Origin of the sequence: Pseudomonas fakonensis, from assembly GCF_019139895.1 — a bacterium.
GTDB lineage: Bacteria > Pseudomonadota > Gammaproteobacteria > Pseudomonadales > Pseudomonadaceae > Aquipseudomonas > Aquipseudomonas fakonensis.
Genome location: NZ_CP077076.1, coordinates 577,501 through 603,788, shown reverse-complemented (window position 1 = coordinate 603,788; position 26,288 = coordinate 577,501). Strand labels below are relative to the sequence as shown.

General features: G+C 57.8%; 26 protein-coding genes, 4 tRNA genes and 2 rRNA genes (1 of these 32 running past the window's edge). All 32 read right to left on the bottom strand.

The annotated features are described in order from the left end of the window. Positions 1–192: a 50S ribosomal protein L29 gene (rpmC, locus tag KSS94_RS02645; RefSeq protein WP_002555481.1), complete on the bottom strand. Its 192-nt coding sequence runs from the start codon at positions 190–192 to the stop codon at positions 1–3. Further along, positions 192–605, bottom strand: coding sequence for a 50S ribosomal protein L16 (rplP, locus tag KSS94_RS02640; protein WP_009397508.1), 414 nt, complete (start codon positions 603–605; stop codon positions 192–194). Before rplP ends, rpmC begins: the two co-directional genes overlap by 1 nt. Before the next feature lie 12 nt (positions 606–617). Beyond that, complete coding sequence (gene rpsC / locus KSS94_RS02635) at positions 618–1,304, bottom strand: 30S ribosomal protein S3 (protein WP_003255481.1); 687 nt, start codon at positions 1,302–1,304, stop codon at positions 618–620. 13 nt (positions 1,305–1,317) lie between these two features. After that, positions 1,318–1,650, bottom strand: coding sequence for a 50S ribosomal protein L22 (rplV, locus tag KSS94_RS02630; protein ID WP_003103908.1), 333 nt, complete (start codon positions 1,648–1,650; stop codon positions 1,318–1,320). A gap of 11 nt (positions 1,651–1,661) precedes the next feature. Then, positions 1,662–1,937, bottom strand: coding sequence for a 30S ribosomal protein S19 (rpsS, locus tag KSS94_RS02625; protein ID WP_003255482.1), 276 nt, complete (start codon positions 1,935–1,937; stop codon positions 1,662–1,664). Positions 1,938–1,953: 16 nt separating this feature from the next. Next, positions 1,954–2,778, bottom strand: a complete 825-nt coding sequence (gene rplB / locus KSS94_RS02620) for a 50S ribosomal protein L2 (protein ID WP_217841536.1) — start codon at positions 2,776–2,778, stop codon at positions 1,954–1,956. 14 nt (positions 2,779–2,792) lie between these two features. Then, complete coding sequence (gene rplW / locus KSS94_RS02615) at positions 2,793–3,092, bottom strand: 50S ribosomal protein L23 (protein ID WP_003255484.1); 300 nt, start codon at positions 3,090–3,092, stop codon at positions 2,793–2,795. Next, complete coding sequence (gene rplD / locus KSS94_RS02610) at positions 3,089–3,691, bottom strand: 50S ribosomal protein L4 (protein ID WP_003255485.1); 603 nt, start codon at positions 3,689–3,691, stop codon at positions 3,089–3,091. Before rplD ends, rplW begins: the two co-directional genes overlap by 4 nt. 12 nt (positions 3,692–3,703) lie before the next feature. Continuing rightward, positions 3,704–4,339: a 50S ribosomal protein L3 gene (rplC, locus tag KSS94_RS02605; RefSeq protein ID WP_011531887.1), complete on the bottom strand. Its 636-nt coding sequence runs from the start codon at positions 4,337–4,339 to the stop codon at positions 3,704–3,706. Between the two features lie 80 nt (positions 4,340–4,419). Beyond that, positions 4,420–4,731 carry a 30S ribosomal protein S10 gene (gene rpsJ / locus KSS94_RS02600; protein ID WP_003186070.1) on the bottom strand — a complete coding sequence of 104 codons (312 nt, stop codon included), beginning with the start codon at positions 4,729–4,731 and terminating at the stop codon, positions 4,420–4,422. Between the two features lie 141 nt (positions 4,732–4,872). Continuing rightward, on the bottom strand, positions 4,873–6,066 hold the full coding sequence (gene tuf / locus KSS94_RS02595) for an elongation factor Tu (RefSeq protein ID WP_010951775.1): 1,194 nt from the start codon (positions 6,064–6,066) through the stop codon (positions 4,873–4,875). A gap of 31 nt (positions 6,067–6,097) precedes the next feature. Then, on the bottom strand, positions 6,098–8,245 hold the full coding sequence (fusA, locus tag KSS94_RS02590; RefSeq protein ID WP_217841535.1) for an elongation factor G: 2,148 nt from the start codon (positions 8,243–8,245) through the stop codon (positions 6,098–6,100). Positions 8,246–8,275: 30 nt separating this feature from the next. Continuing rightward, positions 8,276–8,746 (bottom strand): 30S ribosomal protein S7, encoded by a 471-nt coding sequence (rpsG, locus tag KSS94_RS02585; protein ID WP_003246741.1) that lies wholly within the window; start codon positions 8,744–8,746, stop codon positions 8,276–8,278. Between the two features lie 106 nt (positions 8,747–8,852). Beyond that, positions 8,853–9,224, bottom strand: coding sequence for a 30S ribosomal protein S12 (gene rpsL / locus KSS94_RS02580; protein WP_003255492.1), 372 nt, complete (start codon positions 9,222–9,224; stop codon positions 8,853–8,855). 211 nt (positions 9,225–9,435) lie between these two features. Then, positions 9,436–13,635 carry a DNA-directed RNA polymerase subunit beta' gene (rpoC, locus tag KSS94_RS02575; protein WP_217841534.1) on the bottom strand — a complete coding sequence of 1,400 codons (4,200 nt, stop codon included), beginning with the start codon at positions 13,633–13,635 and terminating at the stop codon, positions 9,436–9,438. Positions 13,636–13,698: 63 nt separating this feature from the next. Continuing rightward, positions 13,699–17,772 (bottom strand): DNA-directed RNA polymerase subunit beta, encoded by a 4,074-nt coding sequence (gene rpoB, locus KSS94_RS02570; protein WP_217841533.1) that lies wholly within the window; start codon positions 17,770–17,772, stop codon positions 13,699–13,701. A gap of 219 nt (positions 17,773–17,991) precedes the next feature. After that, a complete protein-coding gene (gene rplL, locus KSS94_RS02565) occupies positions 17,992–18,357 on the bottom strand; it encodes a 50S ribosomal protein L7/L12 (protein WP_217841532.1) in 366 nt (121 codons plus the stop codon). Positions 18,358–18,435: 78 nt separating this feature from the next. Further along, positions 18,436–18,936, bottom strand: a complete 501-nt coding sequence (rplJ, locus tag KSS94_RS02560) for a 50S ribosomal protein L10 (protein ID WP_217841531.1) — start codon at positions 18,934–18,936, stop codon at positions 18,436–18,438. 198 nt (positions 18,937–19,134) lie between these two features. After that, on the bottom strand, positions 19,135–19,830 hold the full coding sequence (gene rplA, locus KSS94_RS02555; RefSeq protein WP_217841530.1) for a 50S ribosomal protein L1: 696 nt from the start codon (positions 19,828–19,830) through the stop codon (positions 19,135–19,137). Beyond that, the gene (gene rplK / locus KSS94_RS02550) at positions 19,830–20,261 is read right to left on the bottom strand and encodes a 50S ribosomal protein L11 (RefSeq protein WP_217841529.1); all 432 of its coding nucleotides are present in this window, start codon (positions 20,259–20,261) and stop codon (positions 19,830–19,832) included. Before rplK ends, rplA begins: the two co-directional genes overlap by 1 nt. Positions 20,262–20,380: 119 nt before the next feature. Further along, entirely contained in the window at positions 20,381–20,914 is a 534-nt protein-coding gene (gene nusG / locus KSS94_RS02545) for a transcription termination/antitermination protein NusG (RefSeq protein WP_217841528.1), read from the bottom strand. Between the two features lie 9 nt (positions 20,915–20,923). After that, positions 20,924–21,292: a preprotein translocase subunit SecE gene (gene secE, locus KSS94_RS02540; protein WP_217841527.1), complete on the bottom strand. Its 369-nt coding sequence runs from the start codon at positions 21,290–21,292 to the stop codon at positions 20,924–20,926. A gap of 44 nt (positions 21,293–21,336) precedes the next feature. Then, a tRNA-Trp gene (locus KSS94_RS02535) sits at positions 21,337–21,412 on the bottom strand. A gap of 54 nt (positions 21,413–21,466) precedes the next feature. After that, entirely contained in the window at positions 21,467–22,660 is a 1,194-nt protein-coding gene (gene tuf, locus KSS94_RS02530) for an elongation factor Tu (RefSeq protein ID WP_010951775.1), read from the bottom strand. Between the two features lie 79 nt (positions 22,661–22,739). Beyond that, a tRNA-Thr gene (locus KSS94_RS02525) sits at positions 22,740–22,815 on the bottom strand. A gap of 28 nt (positions 22,816–22,843) precedes the next feature. Next, positions 22,844–22,917 (bottom strand) — tRNA-Gly (locus KSS94_RS02520). A 24-nt stretch (positions 22,918–22,941) separates the two neighbouring features. Next, positions 22,942–23,025 (bottom strand) — tRNA-Tyr (locus KSS94_RS02515). A 152-nt stretch (positions 23,026–23,177) separates the two neighbouring features. After that, on the bottom strand, positions 23,178–23,603 hold the full coding sequence (locus tag KSS94_RS02510; protein ID WP_217841526.1) for a hypothetical protein: 426 nt from the start codon (positions 23,601–23,603) through the stop codon (positions 23,178–23,180). Positions 23,604–23,610: 7 nt separating this feature from the next. Continuing rightward, a complete protein-coding gene (locus KSS94_RS02505) occupies positions 23,611–24,360 on the bottom strand; it encodes a pantothenate kinase (RefSeq protein ID WP_217841525.1) in 750 nt (249 codons plus the stop codon). Next, on the bottom strand, positions 24,350–25,309 hold the full coding sequence (gene birA, locus KSS94_RS02500) for a bifunctional biotin--[acetyl-CoA-carboxylase] ligase/biotin operon repressor BirA (protein ID WP_217841524.1): 960 nt from the start codon (positions 25,307–25,309) through the stop codon (positions 24,350–24,352). Before birA ends, KSS94_RS02505 begins: the two co-directional genes overlap by 11 nt. Positions 25,310–25,556: 247 nt before the next feature. Next, positions 25,557–25,672: ribosomal RNA gene (gene rrf, locus KSS94_RS02495) — 5S ribosomal RNA — on the bottom strand. 137 nt (positions 25,673–25,809) lie between these two features. After that, a 23S ribosomal RNA gene (locus tag KSS94_RS02490) occupies positions 25,810–26,288 on the bottom strand; it runs 2,414 nt beyond the window's last position.

Below are 26,288 nucleotides of genomic sequence, written 5' to 3'. Positions count from 1 at the left end.
TCACTTACCTGCCTGCTGGTTGAGCACAGTTTTCACGCGAGCGATGTCACGCTTAACTTGCGAGAGCAGGTGCGACTGCCCCAACTGGCCAGTTGCTTTCTGCATACGCAGATTGAACTGGTCGCGCAGCAAGCCGAGCAGTTGCTCATTCAGTTGCTGTGCCGATTTTTCACGAAGTTCATTCGCTTTCATCACATCACCGTCCGCTTAACAAAGGAGGTGGCGAGAGGCAGCTTTGCAGCAGCCAGGGCGAAAGCTTCGCGCGCCAGCTCTTCAGAAACACCCTCGATCTCGTACAGGACTTTGCCTGGCTGGATCTGGGCAACCCAGTATTCCACGGAACCTTTACCTTTACCCATACGAACCTCGAGAGGCTTCTTGGTAACCGGCTTGTCCGGGAAGACACGGATCCAGATCTTGCCGCCACGTTTTACGTGACGGGTCAGGGCACGACGTGCCGACTCGATCTGGCGGGCGGTGAGACGACCGCGAGCGACAGCTTTCAGAGCGAACTCGCCGAAGCTGACCTTGCTACCGCGCAGTGCCAGACCACGGTTGTGGCCGGTCATCTGCTTGCGGAATTTTGTACGCTTTGGTTGCAACATTTGGCGTACCCCTTACTTAGCAGCTTTTTTACGAGGCGCTGGTGCTTGAGGCTTCAGCTCTTCTTGGCGACCACCAATTACTTCGCCTTTGAAGATCCAAACCTTCACACCGATCACACCGTAGGTGGTGTGAGCTTCGTAGGTGTTGTAGTCGATATCGGCACGCAGGGTGTGCAGAGGCACACGACCTTCGCGATACCACTCGGTACGTGCGATCTCGGCACCGCCGAGACGACCGCTCACCTGGATCTTGATGCCTTTGGCACCAATACGCATGGCGTTCTGCACGGCGCGCTTCATGGCGCGACGGAACATAACGCGGCGCTCCAGCTGCTGGGCAACGCTCTGAGCAACCAGCATGGCGTCGAGTTCCGGCTTGCGGATCTCTTCGATGTTGATGTGCACAGGCACACCCATCTGCTTGGTCAGGTCCTGACGCAGTTTCTCAACATCTTCACCTTTCTTGCCGATAACGATACCGGGACGAGCAGTGTGGATGGTGATGCGTGCAGTTTGAGCCGGACGATGAATATCGATACGGCTTACGGACGCGCTTTTTAGTTTGTCTTGGAGGTACTCACGCGTTTTCAGATCCTTCAACAGGTAATCTGCGTAAGTAGCGCCGTCTGCATACCAGACGGAGGTGTGCTCCTTGACGATTCCCAGGCGAATGCCAGTGGGATGTACTTTCTGACCCATCTGATCGACTCCGTTACTTGTCCGCAACCTTGACAGTGATATGGCAAGACCGCTTGACGATGCGATCAGCACGGCCTTTGGCACGTGGCATGATGCGCTTCAGCGAACGCCCTTCGTTGACGAAGACGGTGGAGACCTTCAGGTCATCAACGTCAGCGCCTTCGTTGTGTTCGGCGTTGGCAACGGCCGACTCGAGGACTTTCTTCATGATTTCAGCGGCTTTTTTGCTGCTGAAGGCCAACAGGTTGAGCGCTTCGCCCACCTTCTTCCCGCGGATCTGGTCGGCGACCAAGCGGGCTTTCTGGGCGGAGATGCGAGCGCCCGACAACTTAGCGGCTACTTCCATTTCCTTACCCCTTAACGCTTGGCTTTCTTGTCAGCCACGTGCCCGCGGTAGGTGCGGGTACCGGCGAACTCGCCCAGTTTGTGGCCGACCATGTCTTCGTTCACGAGAACTGGGACGTGTTGGCGACCGTTGTGTACCGCGATGGTCAGACCGACCATTTGTGGCAGGATCATCGAACGGCGCGACCAGGTTTTAACTGGCTTGCGATCGTTCTTCTCCACCGCCACTTCGACCTTCTTCAACAGGTGAAGATCGATAAAAGGACCTTTTTTCAGAGAACGTGGCACTGTCGTATCCCTCTAGTTACTTGCGACGACGGACGATCATGTTGTCGGTACGCTTATTACCGCGGGTTTTAGCACCCTTGGTTGGGAAGCCCCATGGCGATACCGGATGACGACCACCGGAGGTACGACCTTCACCACCACCATGCGGGTGGTCAACCGGGTTCATGGCAACACCACGAACGGTTGGGCGAACGCCGCGCCAGCGTTTGGCACCTGCTTTACCCAGCGAACGCAGGCTGTGCTCGGAGTTCGAGACTTCGCCCAGGGTCGCACGGCACTCAGCCAGCACTTTACGCATTTCGCCAGAGCGAAGACGCAGAGTCACGTAGACGCCTTCACGCGCGATCAGCTGAGCGGAAGCACCAGCGGAACGAGCGATCTGAGCACCTTTACCCGGCTTCAGTTCGATGCCGTGAACGGTGCTACCTACTGGGATGTTGCGCAGCTGCAGGGAGTTACCGGCCTTGATTGGGGCCAGGGCACCTGCGATCAGCTGGTCGCCAGCACTCACGCCTTTAGGGGCGATGATGTAGCGACGCTCACCGTCTGCGTAGCACAGCAGGGCGATGTGAGCAGTACGGTTCGGGTCGTATTCGATACGCTCGACAGTGGCAGGGATGCCATCTTTGTCGTTGCGACGGAAGTCAACCAGACGGTAATGCTGCTTATGACCACCACCAACGTGACGAGTGGTGATGCGGCCATTGTTGTTACGACCACCAGACTTCGATTTTTTCTCGAGCAGCGGTGCGTGAGGAGCGCCTTTGTGCAGCTCCTTGTTGACCACCTTGACCACAAAACGGCGGCCAGGGGAAGTCGGTTTGCATTTAACGATTGCCATGATGCACCCCTTCCTTACTCAGCACTGCTGCTGAAATCGAGATCTTGGCCTGGCTGAAGGGAGACGATCGCCTTCTTCCAGTCATTACGCTTGCCCAGACCACGTGCGGTACGCTTGGTTTTACCCAGAACGTTAACAGTCGACACGTTTTCAACTTTTACGTTGAACAGGCCTTCGACAGCTTTCTTGATTTCCAGCTTGGTTGCATCGGTAGCAACCTTGAATACGAACTGGCCTTTTTTCTCAGCCAGAACGGTAGCCTTCTCGGAAACGTGCGGGCCAAGGAGGACTTTGAATACGCGTTCCTGGTTCATCCCAGCAGCTCCTCGAATTTCTTCACGGCCGAGACGGTGATCAACACCTTCTCGTATGCGATCAGACTGACCGGGTCGGAACCTTGAACGTCACGTACATCGACGTGCGGCAGGTTGCGAGCAGCCAGGTACAGGTTCTGATCAACAGCATCCGAAACGATGAGAACATCGCTCAGACCCATGCCGTTCAGCTTGTTCAGCAGGTCCTTGGTTTTCGGGGCTTCAACAGCGAAGTCCTGAACCACGACCAGACGGTCGCTACGCACCAGCTCGGCGAGGATGGAGCGCAGGGCAGCGCGGTACATCTTCTTGTTGAGCTTTTGCGAGTGATCCTGAGGACGAGCTGCGAAGGTTACACCACCGCCACGCCAGATCGGACCACGGGTAGTACCGGCACGAGCACGGCCAGTACCTTTCTGACGCCATGGGCGCTTACCGCCACCGGCCACGTCAGAACGGGTCTTCTGCTGCTTGGTACCCTGACGGCCGCCAGCCATGTAGGCCACGACTGCTTGGTGAACCAGCGTCTCGTTGAATTCGCCACCGAAAGTCAGTTCGGAAACTTCGATCGCCTGAGCGTCATTTACATTAAGTTGCATGTCAGTTTCCCCTTACCCGCGAGCCTTGACAGCTGGACGCACAACCACGTCGCCGCCAGTAGCGCCTGGAACGGCACCCTTGATCAGCAGCAGGTTGCGTTCAGCGTCTACGCGTACTACTTCCAGGGACTGCACAGTCACGCGCTCAGCGCCCATGTGACCGGACATTTTCTTGCCCTTGAATACACGACCAGGAGTCTGGCACTGGCCGATGGAGCCAGGGACACGGTGCGATACGGAGTTACCGTGGGTGTTATCTTGACCACGGAAGTTCCAACGCTTGATGGTACCGGCGAAGCCTTTACCTTTGGACTGACCGGTTACGTCTACCAGCTGGCCTGCAGTGAAGAGTTCAGCTTTGATCAGATCGCCAGCCTGGAAATCGCCTTCTTCAAGACGGAACTCCCAGACACCGCGACCAGCGGCAACGTTGGCCTTGGCAAAGTGGCCTGCCTGAGCGGCGGTCACGCGCGAAGCACGACGCTCGCCGACAGTGACTTGCACTGCACGGTAGCCATCAGTTTCTTCGGTTTTGAACTGGGTGACGCGATTCGGCTCGATCTCGATGACCGTGACCGGAATGGAGACACCTTCTTCGGTGAAAATACGGGTCATACCCGCTTTTCGACCGACTACACCAATAGTCATGTTGTAAACCTCATGAGTGTACGGGGCTTTCACCCGCTATGGCCGCCCATTTCAGAGCGTTACACGACCAGACCGAAGTCTTAGCCGAGGCTGATCTGCACTTCCACACCGGCCGCCAGATCGAGCTTCATCAGCGCGTCAACGGTTTTATCCGTTGGCTGGACGATGTCCAGAACACGCTTATGAGTGCGAATCTCGTACTGGTCACGCGCGTCTTTGTTGACGTGCGGGGAGACCAGAACGGTGAAACGCTCTTTGCGGGTAGGCAGTGGAATTGGACCACGCACTTGTGCACCAGTACGTTTCGCGGTTTCCACGATTTCCTGGGTGGATTGGTCGATCAGGCGATGGTCGAAAGCCTTCAACCTGATACGGATTTGCTGATTTTGCATTGGATTTCAGACTCCAGGCTGTTCCCAACGGACGCACTACGCCCGCTAAAAGGAGGCGTGATTCTATAGACGCCCCAATTTAGTGTCAACCCAATAAAAAAAACCCCCGCTGAGCGGGGGTTTTTTCAATCGGTCGAGTGATTACTCGATGATTTTGGCTACGACGCCGGCGCCGACGGTACGACCGCCTTCACGGATGGCGAAGCGCAGACCGTCTTCCATCGCGATGGTCTTGATCAGAGTGACAGTCATCTGGATGTTGTCACCTGGCATTACCATTTCAACGCCTTCCGGCAGTTCGCAGTTACCGGTCACGTCAGTGGTACGGAAGTAGAACTGAGGACGGTAGCCTTTGAAGAACGGAGTGTGACGGCCGCCTTCTTCCTTCGACAGGACGTAGACTTCTGCGGTGAACTTGGTGTGCGGCTTGACCGAACCTGGCTTGACCAGAACCTGGCCACGCTCAACGTCGTCACGCTTGGTACCACGCAGCAGGACGCCGCAGTTCTCGCCAGCACGACCTTCGTCCAGCAGCTTGCGGAACATCTCAACGCCGGTGCAGGTGGTGGTGGTGGTGTCACGCAGACCAACGATTTCCAGCGGATCTTGAACGCGGACGATACCACGCTCGATACGGCCGGTAACAACGGTACCACGACCCGAGATCGAGAATACGTCTTCGATCGGCATCAGGAACGGCTGGTCGATGGCACGAACTGGCTCAGGGATGTAGGCATCCAGAGTTTCTACCAGCTTCTTGACAGCGGTAGTGCCCATTTCGTTGTCGTCTTTGCCTTCCAGAGCCATACGAGCCGAACCGATGATGATCGGGGTGTCGTCGCCTGGGAAGTCGTAGGTGGACAGCAGGTCGCGAACTTCCATCTCGACCAGTTCCAGCAGCTCAGCGTCGTCTACCAGGTCAGCCTTGTTCAGGAAGACCACGATGTACGGAACGCCAACCTGACGGGACAGCAGGATGTGCTCACGGGTTTGTGGCATCGGACCATCGGCGGCCGAGCAAACCAGGATCGCGCCGTCCATCTGGGCAGCACCGGTGATCATGTTCTTCACGTAGTCAGCGTGACCTGGGCAGTCAACGTGAGCGTAGTGACGAATGTTCGAGTTGTACTCGACGTGAGCGGTGTTGATGGTGATACCGCGCGCTTTCTCTTCTGGAGCCGAGTCGATCTTGTCGAACTCAACAACGGCCGAACCGAAAACTTCGGAGCAGACGCGGGTCAGAGCTGCAGTCAGAGTGGTCTTACCGTGGTCAACGTGGCCGATGGTGCCGACGTTAACGTGGGGAAGGGAACGGTCAAATTTTTCTTTAGCCACGACAGTGAACTCCTAGCCTAAAGGGGCTGAATCAGCCTTGTTTTTTAATGAGAGCTTCGACGATGTTCGACGGAGCTTCAGCGTATTTCGAGAATTCCATGGAGTAGCTTGCGCGACCCTGAGACATGGAACGAACGTCGGTCGCGTAACCGAACATCTCTCCCAGCGGTACCTCAGCAGTGATTACCTTGCCGGACACCGAGTCTTCATTACCCTGGATCATCCCACGACGACGGCTCAGGTCACCCATCACGTCACCCAGGTAGTCTTCCGGGGTTACAACTTCGACCTTCATGATCGGCTCAAGCACCACGCCACCGCCCTTCTGGGCCAGTTGCTTGGTTGCCATCGAAGCAGCGATTTTGAACGCCATTTCGTTGGAGTCGACATCGTGGTACGAACCGTCGAATACCGTGGCCTTCAGGCCGATCAGAGGATAACCGGCGACAACGCCGTTCTTCATCTGCTCTTCGATACCCTTCTGGATCGGGGCGATGAATTCCTTAGGAATCACGCCACCAACGACTTCGTTGGAGAACACCAGACCTTCGGTGATGTTGCCCTTCTCGTCCTGCTCTGGCTCCGAGAAACGGATCCAGCAGTGACCGAACTGACCACGACCACCCGACTGACGAACGAACTTACCTTCGATTTCGACGTTGGACTTGGTGATCTTCTCGCGGTACGAAACCTGCGGCTTGCCGACGTTGCACTCGACGTTGAACTCGCGCTTCATGCGGTCAACGAGGATGTCCAGGTGCAGCTCACCCATACCGGAGATGATGGTCTGGCCGGTTTCTTCGTCGGTCTTGACGCGGAACGACGGGTCTTCCTGGGCCAGCTTGCCCAGTGCGATACCCATCTTCTCCTGGTCAGCCTTGGTTTTCGGCTCTACGGAGAGCGAAATTACCGGCTCAGGGAAGTCCATACGCTCGAGGATGATCGGCTTGTCGGCGTTGCACAGGGTGTCACCGGTGGTGACGTCCTTCATGCCGATCAGAGCAGCGATGTCGCCAGCGCGTACTTCTTTGATCTCTTCACGCTGGTTGGCGTGCATCTGAACCATACGACCAACGCGCTCTTTCTTACCCTTGACCGAGTTGATGACGGAGTCACCGGAGGTCAGGAAGCCCGAGTAAACGCGAACGAAGGTCAGAGTACCAACGAACGGGTCGGTGGCAATCTTGAACGCCAGGGCCGAGAACGGCTCGTTGTCGTCAGCAGGACGCTCGTCGTACTGCTCTGGAGTGACTTCGTCCTTCGGCACGTCGATCAGATCAGGGTGGATACCCTTGATCGCAGGGATCTCGGTTGGCGCAGGCAGGAAATCGATAACGGCGTCGAGAACCAGGGGAACGCCCTTGTTCTTGAACGAGGAACCGCAGACAGCAGGAACGATCTCGCTCGCCAGGGTACGGGCGCGCAGACCAGCCTTGATGTCTTCGATGGACAGGTCACCTTCTTCAAGGTACTTGTTCATCAGCTCTTCGTTGGCCTCGGCAGCAGCCTCGACCATGTTGCTGCGCCATTCGTTGGCCAGGTCCACCAGCTCAGCAGGAATCTCTTCCTCGCGGTAGGTAGTACCCTTGTCGTCGTCGTTCCAGTAGATGGCTTTCATCTTGATCAGGTCAACCTGACCCTGGAAGTCGTCTTCCGCACCGATAGCCAGCTGGACCGGAACCGGGGTGTGACCCAGACGATTCTTGATCTGACCGATAACGCGCAGGAAGTTGGCACCAGCACGGTCCATCTTGTTCACGTAGACAACACGTGGAACGCCGTACTTGTTGGCCTGACGCCATACGGTTTCGGACTGTGGCTCAACGCCGGAAGTACCGCAGAACACAACGACCGCGCCGTCGAGTACACGCAGCGAACGCTCTACTTCAATGGTGAAGTCAACGTGGCCGGGGGTATCGATGACGTTTACGCGGTAGTTGTCGTACTGACCACGGGAACCTTTCCAGAAGGTGGTAACGGCAGCGGAGGTAATGGTGATACCGCGCTCCTGCTCCTGCACCATCCAGTCGGTGGTCGCGGCGCCGTCGTGCACCTCGCCCATCTTGTGGCTCAGACCTGTGTAGAACAGGATCCGCTCGGTAGTGGTGGTCTTGCCCGCGTCAACGTGGGCGCAGATACCAATGTTACGGTAGCGGTTAATTGCTGTAGTACGAGCCATAAAGCCCTCGCAAAATGATTGATGCTTGAATTAGAAGCGGTAGTGCGAGAACGCTTTGTTGGCTTCAGCCATACGGTGAACGTCTTCACGCTTCTTGACTGCAGCACCTTTGCCTTCGGCAGCATCCAGCAGTTCGCCGGCCAGACGCAGGGCCATCGACTTCTCGCCGCGCTTGCGGGCGTAGTCTACGAGCCAGCGCATTGCCAGAGCGTTACGACGGGATGGACGAACTTCAACCGGAACCTGGTAAGTGGCACCGCCGACACGGCGGGACTTTACTTCGACCAGCGGAGCGATGGCGTCGAGAGCTTTCTCGAAGATTTCCAGGGGGTCGCTGTTCTTGCGTGCTTTGACGGTATCCAGGGCACCGTAAACGATGCGCTCGGCTACGGCCTTCTTGCCGCTTTCCATCACGTGGTTCATGAACTTGGCGAGGATCTGGGATCCGTACTTCGGATCGTCAAGGATCTCACGTTTTGCTGCTACACGACGTCTTGGCATGATAAGCCCTCAAACGGTCTTCAGGTTAGCCCGGGACGCGGGTCTTCGACCCCTGCCCGACCTTACTCTTATCGACTCAAAAAAATGGATGTCTGCAAACGACCGATTACTTCGGACGCTTGGTACCGTACTTCGAACGGCCCTGGTTACGGCCTTTGACGCCCGAAGTATCCAGAGAGCCGCGAACGGTGTGGTAACGAACACCTGGCAAGTCTTTTACACGGCCGCCACGGATCAGGACGACGCTGTGCTCTTGCAGGTTGTGGCCTTCACCGCCGATGTACGAGGAAACCTCGAAACCGTTGGTCAGACGCACACGGCAAACTTTACGCAGTGCCGAGTTAGGTTTTTTCGGCGTAGTGGTGTACACGCGGGTGCACACGCCACGACGTTGCGGGCAGTTCTGCAGCGCAGGAACGTCGGACTTTTCGACCGAACGCTTGCGCGGCTGACGTACCAGCTGGTTGATAGTTGCCATCTACTAGCTCCACTGATTGTCTTGCGACTCTATTGTCTTGCAAGAAAGCCAAAAATTGGCGAGACGGAGCCTCACCAAATTTAAGGGTACAAAAGTCTAAAGAGGATCTTGCACCCAGTCAAGACGAGGCCCCGGCCCTCCTCGCCCGATCATCGGCAACAATTCATGTCACCGATGCCCGTTCGAGGGTTGCCGGGGCCCTGCCCTGTACTTAGTTACCGCTGGAATTCAGCGCTTCGGTCAGTGCGGCTTCCACCTCACTGGCGCTTACACGCAGCGGTTTGTCGGCATCACGGCGACGCTTGCGCTCGCTGTGGTAGGCCAGACCGGTACCGGCCGGGATCAGACGACCCACGACCACGTTCTCTTTCAGGCCGCGCAGGTAGTCGCGCTTGCCGGTTACCGCCGCTTCGGTCAGTACGCGGGTGGTTTCCTGGAAGGAAGCCGCCGAGATGAACGATTCGGTGGACAGCGAGGCCTTGGTGATACCCAGCAGCACGCGGGTGAACTTGGAGATGAACTTGTCCTCGCCGGCGAGACGCTCGTTCTCTACCAGTACCTGGGTCAGTTCCATCTGGTCGCCCTTGATGAAGCTGGAATCGCCCGACTCGGAAATCTCAACTTTACGCAGCATCTGACGCAGGATGGTCTCGATGTGCTTGTCGTTGATCTTCACGCCCTGCAGACGGTAAACGTCCTGGATCTCGTTGACGATGTACTTCGCCAGCGCGCTCACACCCAGCAGACGCAGGATGTCGTGCGGATCGCTCGGGCCGTCGGAAATAACTTCGCCGCGGTTTACCTGTTCGCCTTCGAAGACGTTCAGGTGGCGCCACTTCGGAATCAGCTCTTCGTACGGATCGCTGCCATCGGTCGGAGTGATGACCAGACGACGCTTGCCCTTGGTTTCTTTACCGAAGGCAATGGTGCCGCTGACTTCAGCCAGAATCGAGGCTTCTTTCGGACGGCGCGCTTCGAACAGGTCGGCAACGCGTGGCAGACCACCGGTGATGTCACGGGTCTTCGACGTTTCTTGCGGGATACGCGCGATAACGTCACCGACGCCGATCTGGGCACCGTCAGCCACACCGACGAGGGCGTTGGCTGGCAGGAAGTACTGTGCCGGTACGTCGGTACCTGGCAGGTACAGATCCTTGCCTGCAGCATCGACCATCTTGATGGCCGGGCGGATTTCCTTGCCTGCGGCAGGGCGATCCTTGACGTCCATCACTTCAATGTTGGTCAGGCCGGTCAGTTCGTCGGTCTGGCGCTTGATGGTGATGTTTTCTTCCATGCCCACGAAGGTCACGGTACCTTTCAGTTCGGTAACGATCGGGTGGGTGTGCGGGTCCCACTTGGCGACGATGGCGCCAGCTTCGACCTTCTCACCTTCCTTGACCGAAATCACCGCACCGTAAGGCAGCTTGTAGCGCTCACGCTCACGGCCGAACTCGTCGGCAATGGCCAGCTCGCCGGAACGCGATACGGCAACCAGGTTGCCGTCGGCACGCTCGACCTGCTTCAGGTTGTGCAGACGCACCATACCGCCGTTCTTCACCTGGACGCTGTCGGCAGCCGAAGTACGGCTTGCAGCACCACCGATGTGGAACGTACGCATGGTCAGCTGGGTACCCGGCTCACCGATCGACTGTGCAGCGATAACGCCGACAGCTTCACCGATGTTGACCTGGTGACCGCGAGCCAGGTCACGACCGTAGCACTTGGCGCAGATGCCGAAGCGGGTTTCGCAACTGATCGGCGAACGCACGATCACTTCGTCGATGCTGTTCAGCTCGATGAACTCGACCCACTGCTCATCGACCAGGGTACCGGCCGGAACGATGACGTCCTCGGTGCCTGGCTTGAACACGTCACGGGCGATGACACGGCCCAGTACGCGCTCACCCAGCGGCTCGACAACGTCGCCGCCTTCGATGTGCGGAGTCATCAGCAGGCCCTGGTCGGTGCCGCAATCGATCTCGGTCACGACCAGGTCTTGCGCCACGTCTACCAGACGACGAGTCAGGTAACCGGAGTTCGCGGTCTTCAGTGCGGTATCCGCCAGACCCTTACGAGCACCGTGGGTCGAGATGAAGTACTGCAGTACGCTCAGACCTTCACGGAAGTTCGCGGTGATCGGCGTCTCGATGATCGAGCCGTCCGGCTTGGCCATCAGGCCACGCATACCGGCCAGCTGACGGATCTGGGCCGCGGAACCACGGGCACCGGAGTCGGCCATCATGTACATCGAGTTGAAGGACTCTTGGTCGACTTCGTTGCCTTCGCGGTCGATGACCTTCTCTTTCGAGAGGTTGGCCATCATCGCCTTGGACACTTCGTCGTTCGCCTTCGACCACAAGTCGATGACCTTGTTGTACTTCTCGCCCTGGGTTACCAGGCCGGAGGCGTACTGGCTCTCGATTTCCTTCACTTCATCGGTAGCGCTGTCGATGATGCGCGCCTTCTCATCCGGGATGACGAAGTCGTTCACACCAATGGACACGCCAGAGATGGTGGAGTAAGCGAAACCGGTGTACATCAACTGGTCAGCGAAGATAACGGTCTCTTTCAGACCAACCACGCGGTAGCACTGGTTGATCAGCTTGGAGATCGCCTTTTTCTTCATCGGCTGGTTCACCACGTCGTACGGCAGGCCTGCCGGTACAACCTGGAACAGCAGCGCACGGCCGACGGTGGTGTCGACGATGCGGGTGTTCTTGGTGACGCTGCCATCACGGTCGTTCACGGTCTCGTTGATACGGACCTTGATTTTCGCGTGCAGGGCAGCTTCGCCGGCGCGGAATACGCGGTCGACTTCCTGCAGGTCGGCGAATACGCGACCTTCGCCCTTGGCGTTGATGGCTTCACGGGTCATGTAGTACAGACCCAGTACAACGTCCTGCGACGGAACGATGATTGGCTCACCGTTGGCTGGCGACAGGATGTTGTTGGTCGACATCATCAGCGCGCGCGCTTCGAGCTGGGCTTCCAGGGTCAGCGGCACGTGAACGGCCATCTGGTCACCGTCGAAGTCGGCGTTGTACGCGGCGCAGACCAGCGGGTGCAGCTGGATAGCCTTACCTTCGATCAGAACCGGCTCAAAGGCCTGGATACCCAGACGGTGCAGGGTCGGCGCACGGTTGAGCAGTACGGGGTGTTCGCGGATCACCTCGGCGAGAACGTCCCAGACCTCTGGCAGTTCGCGCTCGACCATCTTCTTGGCGGCCTTGATGGTGGTCGCCAGACCACGCATTTCCAGCTTGCCGAAAATGAACGGCTTGAACAGCTCCAGCGCCATCTTCTTCGGCAGACCGCACTGGTGCAGGCGCAGGGTCGGGCCTACGGTAATTACCGAACGGCCGGAGTAGTCAACGCGCTTACCGAGCAAGTTCTGACGGAAGCGACCTTGCTTACCTTTGATCATGTCGGCCAGCGACTTCAGCGGACGCTTGTTCGAGCCGGTGATGGCGCGACCGCGACGGCCGTTGTCGAGAAGGGCGTCGACCGCTTCCTGCAGCATGCGCTTTTCGTTGCGCACGATGATGTCCGGCGCCGACAGATCGAGCAGGCGCTTCAGACGGTTGTTACGGTTGATCACCCGACGATACAGATCGTTCAGGTCGGAGGTCGCGAAGCGGCCGCCATCCAGCGGTACCAGCGGACGCAGGTCCGGCGGCAGCACTGGCAGGACGGTCAGGACCATCCACTCAGGCAGGTTGCCCGAGCCCTGGAAAGCTTCCATCAGCTTCAGGCGCTTGGACAGCTTCTTGATCTTGGTCTCGGAGTTCGTTTGCGGAATTTCTTCGCGCAGGCGGCCGATCTCGTGCTCCAGGTCGATAGCGTGCAGCAGCTCGCGGACAGCCTCGGCACCCATGCGGGCGTCGAAGTCATCACCGAACTCTTCCAGCGCTTCGAAGTACTGCTCGTCGTTCAGCAGCTGACCCTTCTCGAGGGTGGTCATGCCCGGGTCGATAACGACATAGCTCTCGAAGTAGAGCACGCGTTCGATATCACGCAGGGTCATGTCCATCAGCAGGCCGATACGGGACGGCAGCGACTTCAGGAACCAGATGTGGGCAACCGGCGAGGCCAGTTCGATGTGCGCCATGCGCTCACGACGAACCTTGGCCAGGGCAACTTCAACGCCGCACTTCTCGCAGATTACGCCGCGGTGCTTGAGGCGCTTGTACTTGCCGCACAGGCACTCGTAGTCCTTGACTGGGCCAAAGATCTTGGCGCAGAACAGGCCGTCACGCTCAGGCTTGAACGTACGGTAGTTGATGGTCTCGGGCTTTTTGACTTCACCGAACGACCACGAACGGATCATTTCAGGCGACGCCAGACCGATGCGGATGGCGTCGAACTCTTCGACTTGACCCTGGTTTTTCAGCAAATTCAGTAGGTCTTTCAAGGCCTTTCCTCCTGGCGGAGCAGGGAGCAGGCATTACCTGCCCACTCCCCTTCGCGTCACGTGTTATTCGGTTTCCAGATCGATATCGATACCGAGCGAACGGATCTCTTTGATCAACACGTTGAAGGACTCGGGCATGCCCGGCTCCATACGGTGATCGCCATCCACGATGTTCTTGTACATCTTGGTACGGCCGTTCACGTCGTCCGACTTCACTGTGAGCATTTCTTGCAGGGTGTATGCCGCGCCGTATGCTTCCAGCGCCCACACTTCCATCTCCCCGAAACGCTGACCACCGAACTGCGCCTTACCACCCAGCGGCTGCTGGGTAACCAGGCTGTAGGAACCAGTGGAACGCGCGTGCATCTTGTCGTCCACCAAGTGGTTCAGCTTGAGCATGTACATGTAACCAACGGTCACAGGACGCTCGAACTTGTTGCCGGTGCGGCCGTCGAACAGCTGCATCTGGCCGCTTTCTGGCAGGTCTGCCAGTTTCAGCATGGCCTTGATCTCACGCTCTTTGGCACCGTCGAAGACTGGAGTGGCCATAGGCACGCCTTTCTTCAGGTTGTGGGCCAAGGCGAGGATCTCTGCGTCGGTGAACTCTTCCAGGTTCTCCTGACGACCACCGATCTCGTTGTAGATCTCGGTGAGGAAGCCACGAATTTCAGCGGCTTTACGCTGCTCTTCGATCATGCGGTCGATCTTCTCGCCCAGACCTTTGGCCGCGAGGCCCAGGTGGGTTTCGAGGATCTGCCCGACGTTCATACGCGAAGGTACGCCCAGCGGGTTCAGTACGACGTCGACCGGAGTACCGTTGGCGTCGTGCGGCATGTCTTCGACCGGCATGATTACCGAGACGACACCCTTGTTACCGTGACGACCGGCCATCTTGTCACCCGGCTGGATGCGACGGCGGATGGCCAGGTAGACCTTGACGATCTTCAGTACGCCCGGTGCCAGGTCATCGCCCTGCTGCAGCTTGCGCTTCTTGTCTTCGAACTTGTCGTCCAGCAGGCGACGGCGATCGACGATGTACTGCTGAGCCTTTTCCAGCTGCTCGTTCAGTGCATCTTCGGCCATGCGCAGTTTGAACCACTGGCCGTGCTCCAGGCCGTTCAGGACGTCGTCGCTGATCACGGTGCCTTTCTTCAGGCCCGCACCACCGTCAACCACCTGGCCGTTCAGAGCCGAACGCAGACGCTCGAAGGTTGCACCTTCGACGATGCGGAACTCTTCGTTGAGGTCCTTGCGGATCTCGTCGAGCTGCATCTTCTCGATGGCCAGGGCGCGGCTGTCGCGCTCGACGCCATCACGGGTGAAGACCTGTACGTCGATGACGGTGCCCTTGGTACCGGTCGGTACGCGCAGGGAGGTGTCTTTGACGTCGCTGGCCTTCTCGCCGAAGATCGCGCGCAGCAGTTTTTCTTCCGGAGTCAGCTGGGTCTCGCCTTTCGGGGTGACCTTGCCGACCAGGATGTCGCCGGCGCCGACTTCGGCACCTACGTAGACGATACCGGCTTCGTCCAGCTTGTTCAGCGCAGCTTCACCCACGTTCGGGATGTCTGCGGTGATTTCTTCTGGGCCAAGCTTGGTGTCACGGGCCACACAGGTCAGTTCCTGGATGTGGATCGTGGTGAAGCGGTCTTCCTGAACCACACGCTCGGACAGGCAGATGGAGTCTTCGAAGTTGAAGCCGTTCCACGCCATGAACGCGATGCGCATGTTCTGACCCAGTGCCAGCTCACCCATGTCGGTGGACGGACCATCGGCCATGATGTCGCTGCGCTGAACCTTGTCACCCTTGCTCACCAGCGGACGCTGGTTGATGCAGGTGTTCTGGTTCGAACGGGTGTACTTGGTCAGGTTGTAGATATCCACACCTGCTTCACCGGTCTCGACTTCGTCGTCATTGACGCGAACGACGATACGGCTGGCGTCGACCGAGTCGATCACACCACCGCGGCGAGCAACCACGCAGACACCGGAGTCACGGGCGACGTTGCGCTCCATGCCGGTACCTACCAGCGGCTTGTCGGCGCGCAGGGTCGGTACAGCCTGACGCTGCATGTTCGAACCCATCAACGCACGGTTGGCGTCGTCGTGCTCGAGGAACGGAATCAACGAGGCAGCGACGGAAACAACCTGCTTCGGCGAAACGTCCATCAGGGTGACGTCTTCCGGCGCCTTGACGGTGAATTCGTTCAGGTGACGAACGGCTACCAGCTCGTCGATCAGCTGCTTCTTCTCGTTCATCGCGGCCGAGGCCTGGGCGATGACGTGATCAGCTTCTTCGATGGCCGACAGGAACACGATGTCGTCGCTGACCACACCCTCTTTCACCACGCGGTACGGGCTTTCGAGGAAGCCGTACTGGTTGGTGCGGGCATAAGCTGCCAGGGAGTTGATCAGACCGATGTTCGGGCCTTCCGGCGTTTCGATCGGGCACACACGGCCGTAGTGGGTCGGGTGTACGTCACGGACTTCGAAGCCTGCGCGCTCACGGGTCAGACCGCCAGGGCCGAGTGCAGAAACACGGCGCTTGTGGGTGATCTCGGAGAGCGGGTTGTTCTGGTCCATGAACTGCGAGAGCTGGCTGGAACCGAAGAACTCTTTCACCGCCGCCGCAACCGGCTTGGCGTTGATCAGGTCCTGCGGCATCAGGCCTTCGCTTTCGGCCATCGACAGACGCTCTTTGACCGCACGCTCTACACGTACCAGGCCAACGCGGAACTGGTTCTCGGCCATTTCACCGACGCAACGAACGCGACGGTTACCCAGGTGGTCGATGTCGTCGACGATGCCTTTGCCGTTACGGATGTCGACCAGGGTCTTGAGGACCTCGACGATATCTTCCTTGCTCAGCACGCCCGAACCTTCGATCTCGGTACGACCGATACGACGGTTGAACTTCATGCGGCCAACGGCGGACAGGTCGTAACGCTCGGCGCTGAAGAACAGGTTGTTGAACAGGGTCTCGGCGGCGTCCTTGGTTGGCGGCTCGCCTGGACGCATCATGCGGTAGATCTCGACCAGGGCTTCCAGCTGGTTGCTGGTGGTGTCGATCTTCAGAGTGTCCGAGATGAACGGACCGCAGTCGATGTCGTTGGTGTACAGGGTCTCGATGCGAACGACCTGAGCCTTGGCGATCTTGATCAGCAGATCGGTGGTCAGCTCGGTATTGCACTCGGCCAGGATCTCGCCGGTAGCCGGGTGCACGATGGCCTTGGCACTGGTGCGACCCAGTACGTACTCCATCGGCACGTCCAGCTCTTTCACGCCAGCTTTTTCCAGCTGGTTGATGTGGCGCGCGGTAATACGGCGGCCTTGCTCGACGATGACCTTGCCGCTGCCATCATGGATGTCCATGACCGCGACTTCACCACGCAGACGCTGCGGCACCAGCTCCAGGCTGAGTTTCTCGCCGGAGATGTGGAAGACGTTGGTGGTGTAGAAGGTGTTGAGCACTTCTTCAGTGCTGTAACCCAGGGCACGCAGCAGCACCGAGGCCGGCAGCTTGCGGCGACGGTCGATACGGACGAACACGCAGTCTTTCGGGTCGAACTCGAAGTCCAGCCACGAACCGCGGTAAGGGATGATGCGTGCGGAGTACAGCAGCTTGCCGGAGCTGTGGGTCTTGCCACGGTCGTGGTCGAAGAACACACCTGGCGAACGGTGCAACTGGGACACGATCACACGCTCGGTACCGTTGATAACGAAGGTACCGTTCTCAGTCATCAGGGGGATTTCACCCATGTAGACTTCTTGCTCTTTGATGTCCTTGATCGCTTTGTTCGACGATTCCTTGTCGAAGATGATCAGGCGCACCTTCACCCGCAGCGGGACCGCAAAGGTCACACCGCGCAGGACACATTCCTTCACATCGAAAGCCGGCTCGCCCAGGCGATAGCCGACGTACTCCAGGGCAGCATTGCCGGAGTAGCTGATGATCGGGAATACCGATTTGAAGGCCGCATGCAGGCCGACGTCGCGGAACTGGTCCTTGGATGCTCCCGCCTGCAGGAATTCGCGATACGAATCCAGCTGGATTGCCAGGAGGTAAGGCACGTCCATGACGTCCGGCAACTTGCTAAAGTCCTTGCGGATACGTTTTTTCTCAGTGTATGAGTAAGCCATCAGCATTCCCCAGCTTGGTCACCTGCTTATTTGGCATCTCCCGGCGGGAGCAGCCGAAAATCGTGCAAACCTCTTGGTTTGCGCCACCCTCTTGGGTGTCTTGCAGCTCGTTATCGGGGCCGACCTGATCGGCCACCAATAACGGAAAAAGGCCGGTGGCATAAGCCACCAGCCATCAGCCCTTCGCTCAACGCTCGGACTGGAGTCGCAAAGTCGAAATTACTTCAGCTCGACTTTAGCGCCTGCTTCTTCCAGCTTCTTCTTAGCGTCTTCAGCGGCTTCTTTCGAAACGCCTTCAGCTACAACCTGAGGAGCGCCATCGACTTTCTCTTTGGCTTCTTTCAGGCCCAGACCGGTCAGCTCGCGAACGGCTTTAATGACGTTCACTTTCTTGTCGCCGGCTTCAACCAGGACAACGTTGAACTCGGTCTGCTCTTCAACAACGGCAGCAGCAGCAGCTGGGCCGGCAGCGGCAACAGCAGCGGTAACGCCGAAGGTTTCTTCCATAGCTTTGATCAGCTCAACAATTTCCAGAACGGTTTTCTGGCCGATTGCTTCGATGATTTGCTCGTTAGTCAGGGACATGACTTAAATCCTGTATTGGGGTGACAGCCTACGCAGCCATCAAATTAAACATATGATTTTGAAAGAGTTTCGCGTGCCTTAGGCAGCGGTAGCTTCTTTCTGGTCGCGAATGGCTGCCAGAGTACGAGCCAGCTTGCTGGTGGCGCCTTGGATCACGCTCATCAGTTTTGCGATAGCTTCGTCGCGGGTCGGCAGGGTAGCCAACACGTCGATCTGGTTCGCTGCAATGAAATTGCCGTCAAACGCGGCTGCCTTGATCTCGAACTTGTCCTGACCCTTGGCGAACTCTTTGAACAGACGGGCAGCAGCGCCCGGGTGCTCGTTGGAGAAGGCGATCAGGGTCGGGCCTTTGAACACGTCGTTGAGGACCGAAAACTCGGTGCCTTCAACAGCGCGCTTGAGCAGGGTGTTACGTACGACACGCACGTATACGCCAGCTTCGCGGGCCTCTTTACGGAGTCCGGTCATTGCGCCTACAGTCACACCACGGGCATCAGCCACGACAGCGGACAGAGCGACTTTGGCAGCCTCGTTGACTTCAGCGACGATGGCCTTCTTGTCTTCGAGTTTAATTGCCACGGGTTTACTCCTGGTTTCTACCGTTTCATCCAGCCGAGGCCGGATGTCGTTTTGGTGTCTGATTCGCGAACGAATCGGGAGCACCATCTGCGTAGGCTTGTGGTTTAAGGCTTGCGCCGCCTACGGTCTTGGATAGCCCCCGCCAGGCAGGGACCCCAATTTAGTTGGCCGCGGCAACCAGGTTGCCGCGGCCGAGCATTACACGTTCAGCGAGCTCTGATCGATGACCAGACCTGGGCCCATGGTGGTGCTCAGGGTAACGCGCTTGACGTAGATACCTTTCGAGGAAGCTGGCTTGATACGCTTCAGATCGGCGATCAGGGCTTCAACGTTTTCCTTCAGCTTGCCGGCTTCGAAGCCGACCTTGCCAACGGAGGTATGGATGATACCGTTCTTGTCGGTACGGTAGCGAACCTGACCAGCCTTGGCGTTTTTGACAGCGCCGGCTACGTCTGGGGATACGGTACCTACTTTCGGGTTAGGCATCAGGCCACGCGGACCCAGAACCTGACCCAGCTGACCCACAACGCGCATGGCATCAGGCGATGCGATGACGACGTCATAGTTCAGGTCGCCGGCTTTCATTTCGGCAGCCAGATCGTCCATACCTACGCGGTCAGCGCCGGCAGCCAGTGCGGCTTCAGCAGCTGGACCCTGGGTGAAGACGGCAACACGTACGGTCTTGCCAGTGCCGTGCGGCAGCACAGTAGCGCTACGAACGACCTGGTCGGATTTACGTGGGTCAACACCGAGGTTTACGGCGATGTCGTAGGACTCGACGAACTTGGCAGCCGGCAGCGAAGCCAGCAGAGTTGCCGCTTCTTCGAAGTTGTAGGCCTTGCCTGCTTCGATTTTCTCGGCGATAGCCTTTTGGCGCTTGGTCAGCTTAGCCATTACACACCCTCCACGTTCAGGCCCATGCTGCGGGCAGAGCCAGCGATGGTGCGTACAGCAGCGTCCAGGTCAGCGGCGGTCAGATCAGCCTGTTTGGCTTTGGCGATCTCTTCCAGCTGAGCACGGTTCACGGTACCGACTTTGACGGTGTTCGGGCGAGCCGAACCACTGGTCAGGCCAGCAGCTTTCTTCAGCAGAACCGAGGCAGGGGTGCTCTTGGTCTCGAAGGTGAAGCTACGGTCGCTGTAGACAGTGATGATCACTGGAGTCGGCAGACCTGGCTCTTGACCCTGAGTACGGGCGTTGAAGGCCTTGCAGAACTCCATGATGTTCACACCATGTTGACCCAGTGCTGGACCAACGGGTGGGCTTGGGTTGGCCTGGCCGGCCTTTACTTGCAGCTTGATGTAAGCCTGAATCTTCTTAGCCATGAGCTACTCCAAAATCGGGTACGAACGCCTGATGGCTCCCCGGATGACTTGCGTTTTATCCCAGTGACGACAAAACCCCGCAGCACATAGGGCTGCGGGGTATGGGATGCTGCGTTCCGCTAGACCTTCTCGACCTGGCTGAACTCGAGCTCCACCGGGGTGGAGCGACCGAAAATGAGCACTGCAACCTGCAGCCGGCTCTTTTCGTAGTTAACTTCTTCGACGTTGCCATTGAAGTCAGCGAAGGGACCATCAATGACGCGAACCACTTCACCCGGCTCGAACAACGTCTTCGGCTTAGGCTTGTCACTGCCGTCAGCTACGCGACGCAGGATGGCCTCAGCTTCTTTATCAGTGATAGGCGCAGGTTTGTCTGCAGTACCACCAATGAAACCCATAACACGAGGGGTGTCCTTGACAAGGTGCCAAGTCCCTTCGTTCATTTCCATCTGAACCAGCACATAGCCCGGGAAGAACTTGCGCTCGCTCTTGCGCTTCTGGCCGTTACGCATTTCGACGACTTCCTCGGTTGGAACCAGGATTTCGCCGAATTCGTCTTCCATGCCAGCCAGCTTGACGCGCTCTACCAGGGAGCGCATGACATGCTTCTCGTAACCCGAGTAAGCATGCACTACATACCAACGCTTAGCCACGGGACACCTTTAGCCAACAATCAGGGAGACCAACCAGCCGAGCAGGGAGTCGAGACCCCACAGCACCAGCGCCATAACCAGGACGACAGCCACGACAATCAACGTGGTCTGAGTGGTTTCCTGGCGGGTTGGCCACACGACTTTACGGATCTCGGTACGAGCTTCCTTCGCCAGCGCAAAGAACGACTTACCCTTGGCGGTCTGCAGAGCAACAAAGCCCGCGACAGCAGCCAGAACAAGCAGGACGAGTACGCGATACAGGATTGGGGATGCGGAGTAATACTGATTACCCACGACACCAACAACTACCAGTGCGACAACAGCGAGCCACTTGAACAGATCAAAACGCGAATCTTGGGCTTCAGTTTTGGGAGTCATCGGGGAGGATCCTGTAAGAAGAAAGCCAATCACACCGAGGTGAATGGCAGGTCAGGAGGGAATCGAACCCCCAACCTACGGTTTTGGAGACCGTCGCTCTGCCAATTGAGCTACTGACCTTTAACGCTGTATCAGGCCGGCCATTATACCGGCCCGATCAAGTAAATCAACTACTTATTCAATAATTTTTGCTACGACGCCGGCGCCGACGGTACGACCGCCTTCACGGATGGCGAAGCGCAGACCGTCTTCCATCGCGATGGTCTTGATCAGGGTGACAGTCATCTGGATGTTGTCACCTGGCATTACCATTTCAACGCCTTCCGGCAGTTCGCAGTTACCGGTCACGTCAGTGGTACGGAAGTAGAACTGAGGACGGTAGCCTTTGAAGAACGGAGTGTGACGGCCGCCTTCTTCCTTCGACAGGACGTAGACTTCTGCGGTGAACTTGGTGTGCGGCTTGACCGAACCTGGCTTGACCAGAACCTGGCCACGCTCAACGTCGTCACGCTTGGTACCACGCAGCAGGACGCCGCAGTTCTCGCCAGCACGACCTTCGTCCAGCAGCTTGCGGAACATCTCAACGCCGGTGCAGGTGGTGGTGGTGGTGTCACGCAGACCAACGATTTCCAGCGGATCTTGAACGCGGACGATACCACGCTCGATACGGCCGGTAACAACGGTACCACGACCCGAGATCGAGAATACGTCTTCGATCGGCATCAGGAACGGCTGGTCGATGGCACGAACTGGCTCAGGGATGTAGGCATCCAGAGTTTCTACCAGCTTCTTGACAGCGGTAGTGCCCATTTCGTTGTCGTCTTTGCCTTCCAGAGCCATACGAGCCGAACCGATGATGATCGGGGTGTCGTCGCCTGGGAAGTCGTAGGTGGACAGCAGGTCGCGAACTTCCATCTCGACCAGTTCCAGCAGCTCAGCGTCGTCTACCAGGTCAGCCTTGTTCAGGAAGACCACGATGTACGGAACGCCAACCTGACGGGACAGCAGGATGTGCTCACGGGTTTGTGGCATCGGACCATCGGCGGCCGAGCAAACCAGGATCGCGCCGTCCATCTGGGCAGCACCGGTGATCATGTTCTTCACGTAGTCAGCGTGACCTGGGCAGTCAACGTGAGCGTAGTGACGAATGTTCGAGTTGTACTCGACGTGAGCGGTGTTGATGGTGATACCGCGCGCTTTCTCTTCTGGAGCCGAGTCGATCTTGTCGAACTCAACAACGGCCGAACCGAAAACTTCGGAGCAGACGCGGGTCAGAGCTGCAGTCAGAGTGGTCTTACCGTGGTCAACGTGGCCGATAGTGCCGACGTTAACGTGGGGAAGGGAACGATCAAACTTTTCCTTAGCCATCGATACAGTCCTCCGCAGAAGAAATAGTCATTGCGCTGATAAAACAAAGGCAGATATTTTCATATCTGCCTTGTTTATATGGAGCTCTTGAGCGGACTTGAACCGCTGACCTCACCCTTACCAAGGGTGTGCTCTACCAACTGAGCTACAAGAGCGAAACACTTTGTGCAAAAACAGCAAACTTGGAGCGGGTAGCGGGAATCGAACCCGCATCATCAGCTTGGAAGGCTGAGGTTCTACCACTAAACTATACCCGCGGAGCTTGCGGCTCTCGCTAAAACTGGTGGAGGGAGAAGGATTCGAACCTTCGAAGCTCTCGCAACGGATTTACAGTCCGTCCCCTTTGGCCGCTCGGGAATCCCTCCAGATGTGGCGGGCATTCTATTCGTCTGCCGCCTCAGTGTCAAGCGTTTTTTCAAATTTTTTCAATCAAATCTGAAACTTAGCTACTTTGACACCGCCTCCAGATCTACCACCTCAGTGGCGTTCCCTGTGAAGCGGGCGCCATTCTATCAAGCTATTCGCCAGTTGCAATACCTTGGCAGAAAATAATTTTATGTTTTAAGTCTTTGAAATCGTTGGAAAGACTGGCGAGCACTTCCTGGTCCAGCAAACGCTCGCTTTCCGGGGATATCTTCAGCCAAAGGCCATCCGCCCCCGGCAGCTGGCCTGCTACCGGCACGGCGCCAATGTCCAGGCTAACCAGGCGCTGACGCAAAGCCTCAAGCTGTTCGCGAGCGCTCAGCCCACCAACCACCAGGCACTCATCGCGCCGACGCGGTGGCGCCGACACACCGGTTTCCTTGAGCAGGCGAATCTCCTGTTGATTGCCCTTGTACAACGACAAGGGCGCGACATCCTTCACCTTCAACGGGGCTTCCTGTTGGTGCCAGACGTAATAGAAGACGTTGAGTACCAGCAACAGTAGAAACAACCAACGCATAACCACCTCAGTCCAGTGGACAAGCCATAGCCAGGCCGACGAATACCAGGTCAGGTACCACCCGCGCCTGCGGTGCCGCCTCGCGCACCAGCGGCGCATCCCCACCTGTCAGGAATACGGTGAAGTCGTCTCCCCACAACGCACGCGCCTGCTCAAGCTGGGTGCGGGCAAAACCTTGCAGCATCAATACGCACCCGCGCTCGACCGCCTCGACAGTGGAACGCCCAGGAGCAAGACTGCTCAGCGCACGCTCGGCAGAGGCATCGTCGTAACGTATGCGCCGGGTGTGGGTACGCAACTGGCTGCGCATCAAGGGCATGCCCGGACAGATGTAGCCGCCCAGGTGCTCACCGTCTGCAGAGATGAAATCTGCCTTGGCCGCCGTACCCAGGTCGATAACCAGACAAGCACGCTGCGCCAGATGAAAAGCCCCCAGCGCCGCCAGCCAACGATCCATGCCCAGCCGCTGGTAGTCTTCATAGCCGTTGCGCACACCGGCCATCTCCTGGGCCGGCTCGGCAACACGAGCCGTGACGGCGAAGGCTTGGCCGATCAACGCACAGATCGCTGCGGTCTCGTCTTCACTGCGCACGCTGACGACTCGACAGCCCGCAAGGCGCAATGACGCAAGAGCGCCGACCGCATCGACCAAAGCCTGATCAGAATCGACAATACCGCCACCTACTATGGTGGCATCGGCCGCGTGTATCACGCGCCACTTGATGAAGCTGTTACCGCAATCGAGCTCAAGAATCATCACGCAACCTCAAACTGAGCTCACCACCACTGAAGCTCTTCTCCACACCATCAACCTCAAGGCGCAGACCGCCCTGCCCGTCCACACCCAGCACTACACCGTCAATGCGGGTAGCGCCGGCAATGAGCGATACATCACGCCCCTGCCAAAGATTGGCTTGCTCCCACTCTTCCTGGAATGCGGCAAAGCCATAACGCCGATGACGCGCCAGTTCATGCTGCAACTGCTGGTTCAGGGACGCGACCAGGCGATTGCGATCAATGGCCACACCTGTCTCTTGGCGCATCGAGGTCCACTGCTGGTCGACCTGGTCATTGGCTTGCATGTTCACATTGATACCGATACCAAGCACGACATGGCAGACGTCTGCAGGGTCGCCGACCAGCTCGAGGAGAATGCCGGTGATTTTGCGCCCGCGAACCAGCACATCATTGGGCCACTTGAGCCCAACGTCCTTGACCCCAAAGCCCTGCAGCACACGCATAACCGCCAAGCCAACCACCAGGCTCAGACCCTCGAGCTGGCGCATACCGCCATCGACCCGCAGCACCAGGCTGTAGTACAGGTTTTCAGCGAACGGGCTTACCCACATGCGCCCGCGACGGCCACGCCCGGCGCTCTGACGCTCGGCCAGCACCAGAAATGGCGCTGCTTGCCCGGCACTGGCGAGGCGCAAGCCTTCGGCATTGGTTGAATCAATGGTTTCGTGAATGAAAACGGGCCACTGCTCACCCTCGGCAAACTCGGCTATGGCCTGAGCATCGAGCAGGGTGAGCGGTGCCGCCAGCTGGTAACCACGCCCACGGACTTTATGAATGGTGAGGTTCAGCTCGGCTTCCAGGTGCTGCAGCTGCTTCCAGACAGCACTGCGGCTTACCCCGATGGCTGCCCCCAAGGCTTCTCCGGAATGGAACCGGCCGTCCTTGAGGAGATTCAACAACTTCAGCATGCCAGTCTCGACTTGGAATAAGGCTGGCATGATAGCCACGGGCCGTTGGCTTGCATAGGAAAAGGGCCAATGGGGGACTGATGGCAGCGGATCGCTGCATTTTTGTGTAGGAGCCGGCTTGCCGGCGATGAGGGCCTGGCAGGTATGTGCGTTGCCCGGGCGGGCCTCGTCGCGGCGCTCTGGATTTTCCGCCGTACAAAGACAAAACCCCTACCTGCATGCGCAGATAGGGGTTTTGCGAAATGAATCTTGACGATGACCTACTCTCACATGGGGAAACCCCACACTACCATCGGCGATGCATCGTTTCACTGCTGAGTTCGGGATGGGATCAGGTGGTTCCAATGCTCTATGGTCGTCAAGAAATTCGGTAGCCAGTCCGTTCAGATGAACAGCCCAGCGAATTCGGATATGCGATATTTGTGATGTTACGAATCTTCGGGTCTTTCGTCTTCACCACCACAATTTGGCGTCTTACGCGCAAATTGCTTGGGTGTTATATGGTCAAGCCTCACGGGCAATTAGTATTGGTTAGCTCAACGCCTCACAGCGCTTACACACCCAACCTATCAACGTCGTAGTCTTCGACGGCCCTTTAGGGGATTCAAGATCCCAGTGAGATCTCATCTTGAGGCAAGTTTCCCGCTTAGATGCTTTCAGCGGTTATCTCTTCCGAACATAGCTACCCGGCAATGCCACTGGCGTGACAACCGGAACACCAGAGGTTCGTCCACTCCGGTCCTCTCGTACTAGGAGCAGCCCCTCTCAAATCTCAAACGTCCACGGCAGATAGGGACCGAACTGTCTCACGACGTTCTAAACCCAGCTCGCGTACCACTTTAAATGGCGAACAGCCATACCCTTGGGACCGGCTTCAGCCCCAGGATGTGATGAGCCGACATCGAGGTGCCAAACACCGCCGTCGATATGAACTCTTGGGCGGTATCAGCCTGTTATCCCCGGAGTACCTTTTATCCGT

Coding starts and splice junctions, on each gene's coding strand:
- rpmC (WP_002555481.1), bottom strand. CDS start 192: ATGAAAGCGAATGAACTTCGTGAAAAATCGGCACAGCAACTGAATGAG.
- rplP (WP_009397508.1), bottom strand. CDS start 605: ATGTTGCAACCAAAGCGTACAAAATTCCGCAAGCAGATGACCGGCCAC.
- rpsC (WP_003255481.1), bottom strand. CDS start 1,304: ATGGGTCAGAAAGTACATCCCACTGGCATTCGCCTGGGAATCGTCAAG.
- rplV (WP_003103908.1), bottom strand. CDS start 1,650: ATGGAAGTAGCCGCTAAGTTGTCGGGCGCTCGCATCTCCGCCCAGAAA.
- rplB (WP_217841536.1), bottom strand. CDS start 2,778: ATGGCAATCGTTAAATGCAAACCGACTTCCCCTGGCCGCCGTTTTGTG.
- rplW (WP_003255484.1), bottom strand. CDS start 3,092: ATGAACCAGGAACGCGTATTCAAAGTCCTCCTTGGCCCGCACGTTTCC.
- rplD (WP_003255485.1), bottom strand. CDS start 3,691: ATGCAACTTAATGTAAATGACGCTCAGGCGATCGAAGTTTCCGAACTG.
- rplC (WP_011531887.1), bottom strand. CDS start 4,339: ATGACTATTGGTGTAGTCGGTCGAAAAGCGGGTATGACCCGTATTTTC.
- rpsJ (WP_003186070.1), bottom strand. CDS start 4,731: ATGCAAAATCAGCAAATCCGTATCAGGTTGAAGGCTTTCGACCATCGC.
- fusA (WP_217841535.1), bottom strand. CDS start 8,245: ATGGCTCGTACTACAGCAATTAACCGCTACCGTAACATTGGTATCTGC.
- rpsG (WP_003246741.1), bottom strand. CDS start 8,746: ATGCCAAGACGTCGTGTAGCAGCAAAACGTGAGATCCTTGACGATCCG.
- rpsL (WP_003255492.1), bottom strand. CDS start 9,224: ATGGCAACTATCAACCAGCTGGTACGTCAGCCGCGCAAGCGTTCGGTC.
- rpoB (WP_217841533.1), bottom strand. CDS start 17,772: ATGGCTTACTCATACACTGAGAAAAAACGTATCCGCAAGGACTTTAGC.
- rplL (WP_217841532.1), bottom strand. CDS start 18,357: ATGTCCCTGACTAACGAGCAAATCATCGAAGCAATCGGCCAGAAAACC.
- rplA (WP_217841530.1), bottom strand. CDS start 19,830: ATGGCTAAGCTGACCAAGCGCCAAAAGGCTATCGCCGAGAAAATCGAA.
- rplK (WP_217841529.1), bottom strand. CDS start 20,261: ATGGCTAAGAAGATTCAGGCTTACATCAAGCTGCAAGTAAAGGCCGGC.
- secE (WP_217841527.1), bottom strand. CDS start 21,292: ATGACTCCCAAAACTGAAGCCCAAGATTCGCGTTTTGATCTGTTCAAG.
- tuf (WP_010951775.1), bottom strand. CDS start 22,660: ATGGCTAAGGAAAAGTTTGATCGTTCCCTTCCCCACGTTAACGTCGGC.
- KSS94_RS02510 (WP_217841526.1), bottom strand. CDS start 23,603: ATGCGTTGGTTGTTTCTACTGTTGCTGGTACTCAACGTCTTCTATTAC.
- KSS94_RS02505 (WP_217841525.1), bottom strand. CDS start 24,360: ATGATTCTTGAGCTCGATTGCGGTAACAGCTTCATCAAGTGGCGCGTG.
- birA (WP_217841524.1), bottom strand. CDS start 25,309: ATGCTGAAGTTGTTGAATCTCCTCAAGGACGGCCGGTTCCATTCCGGA.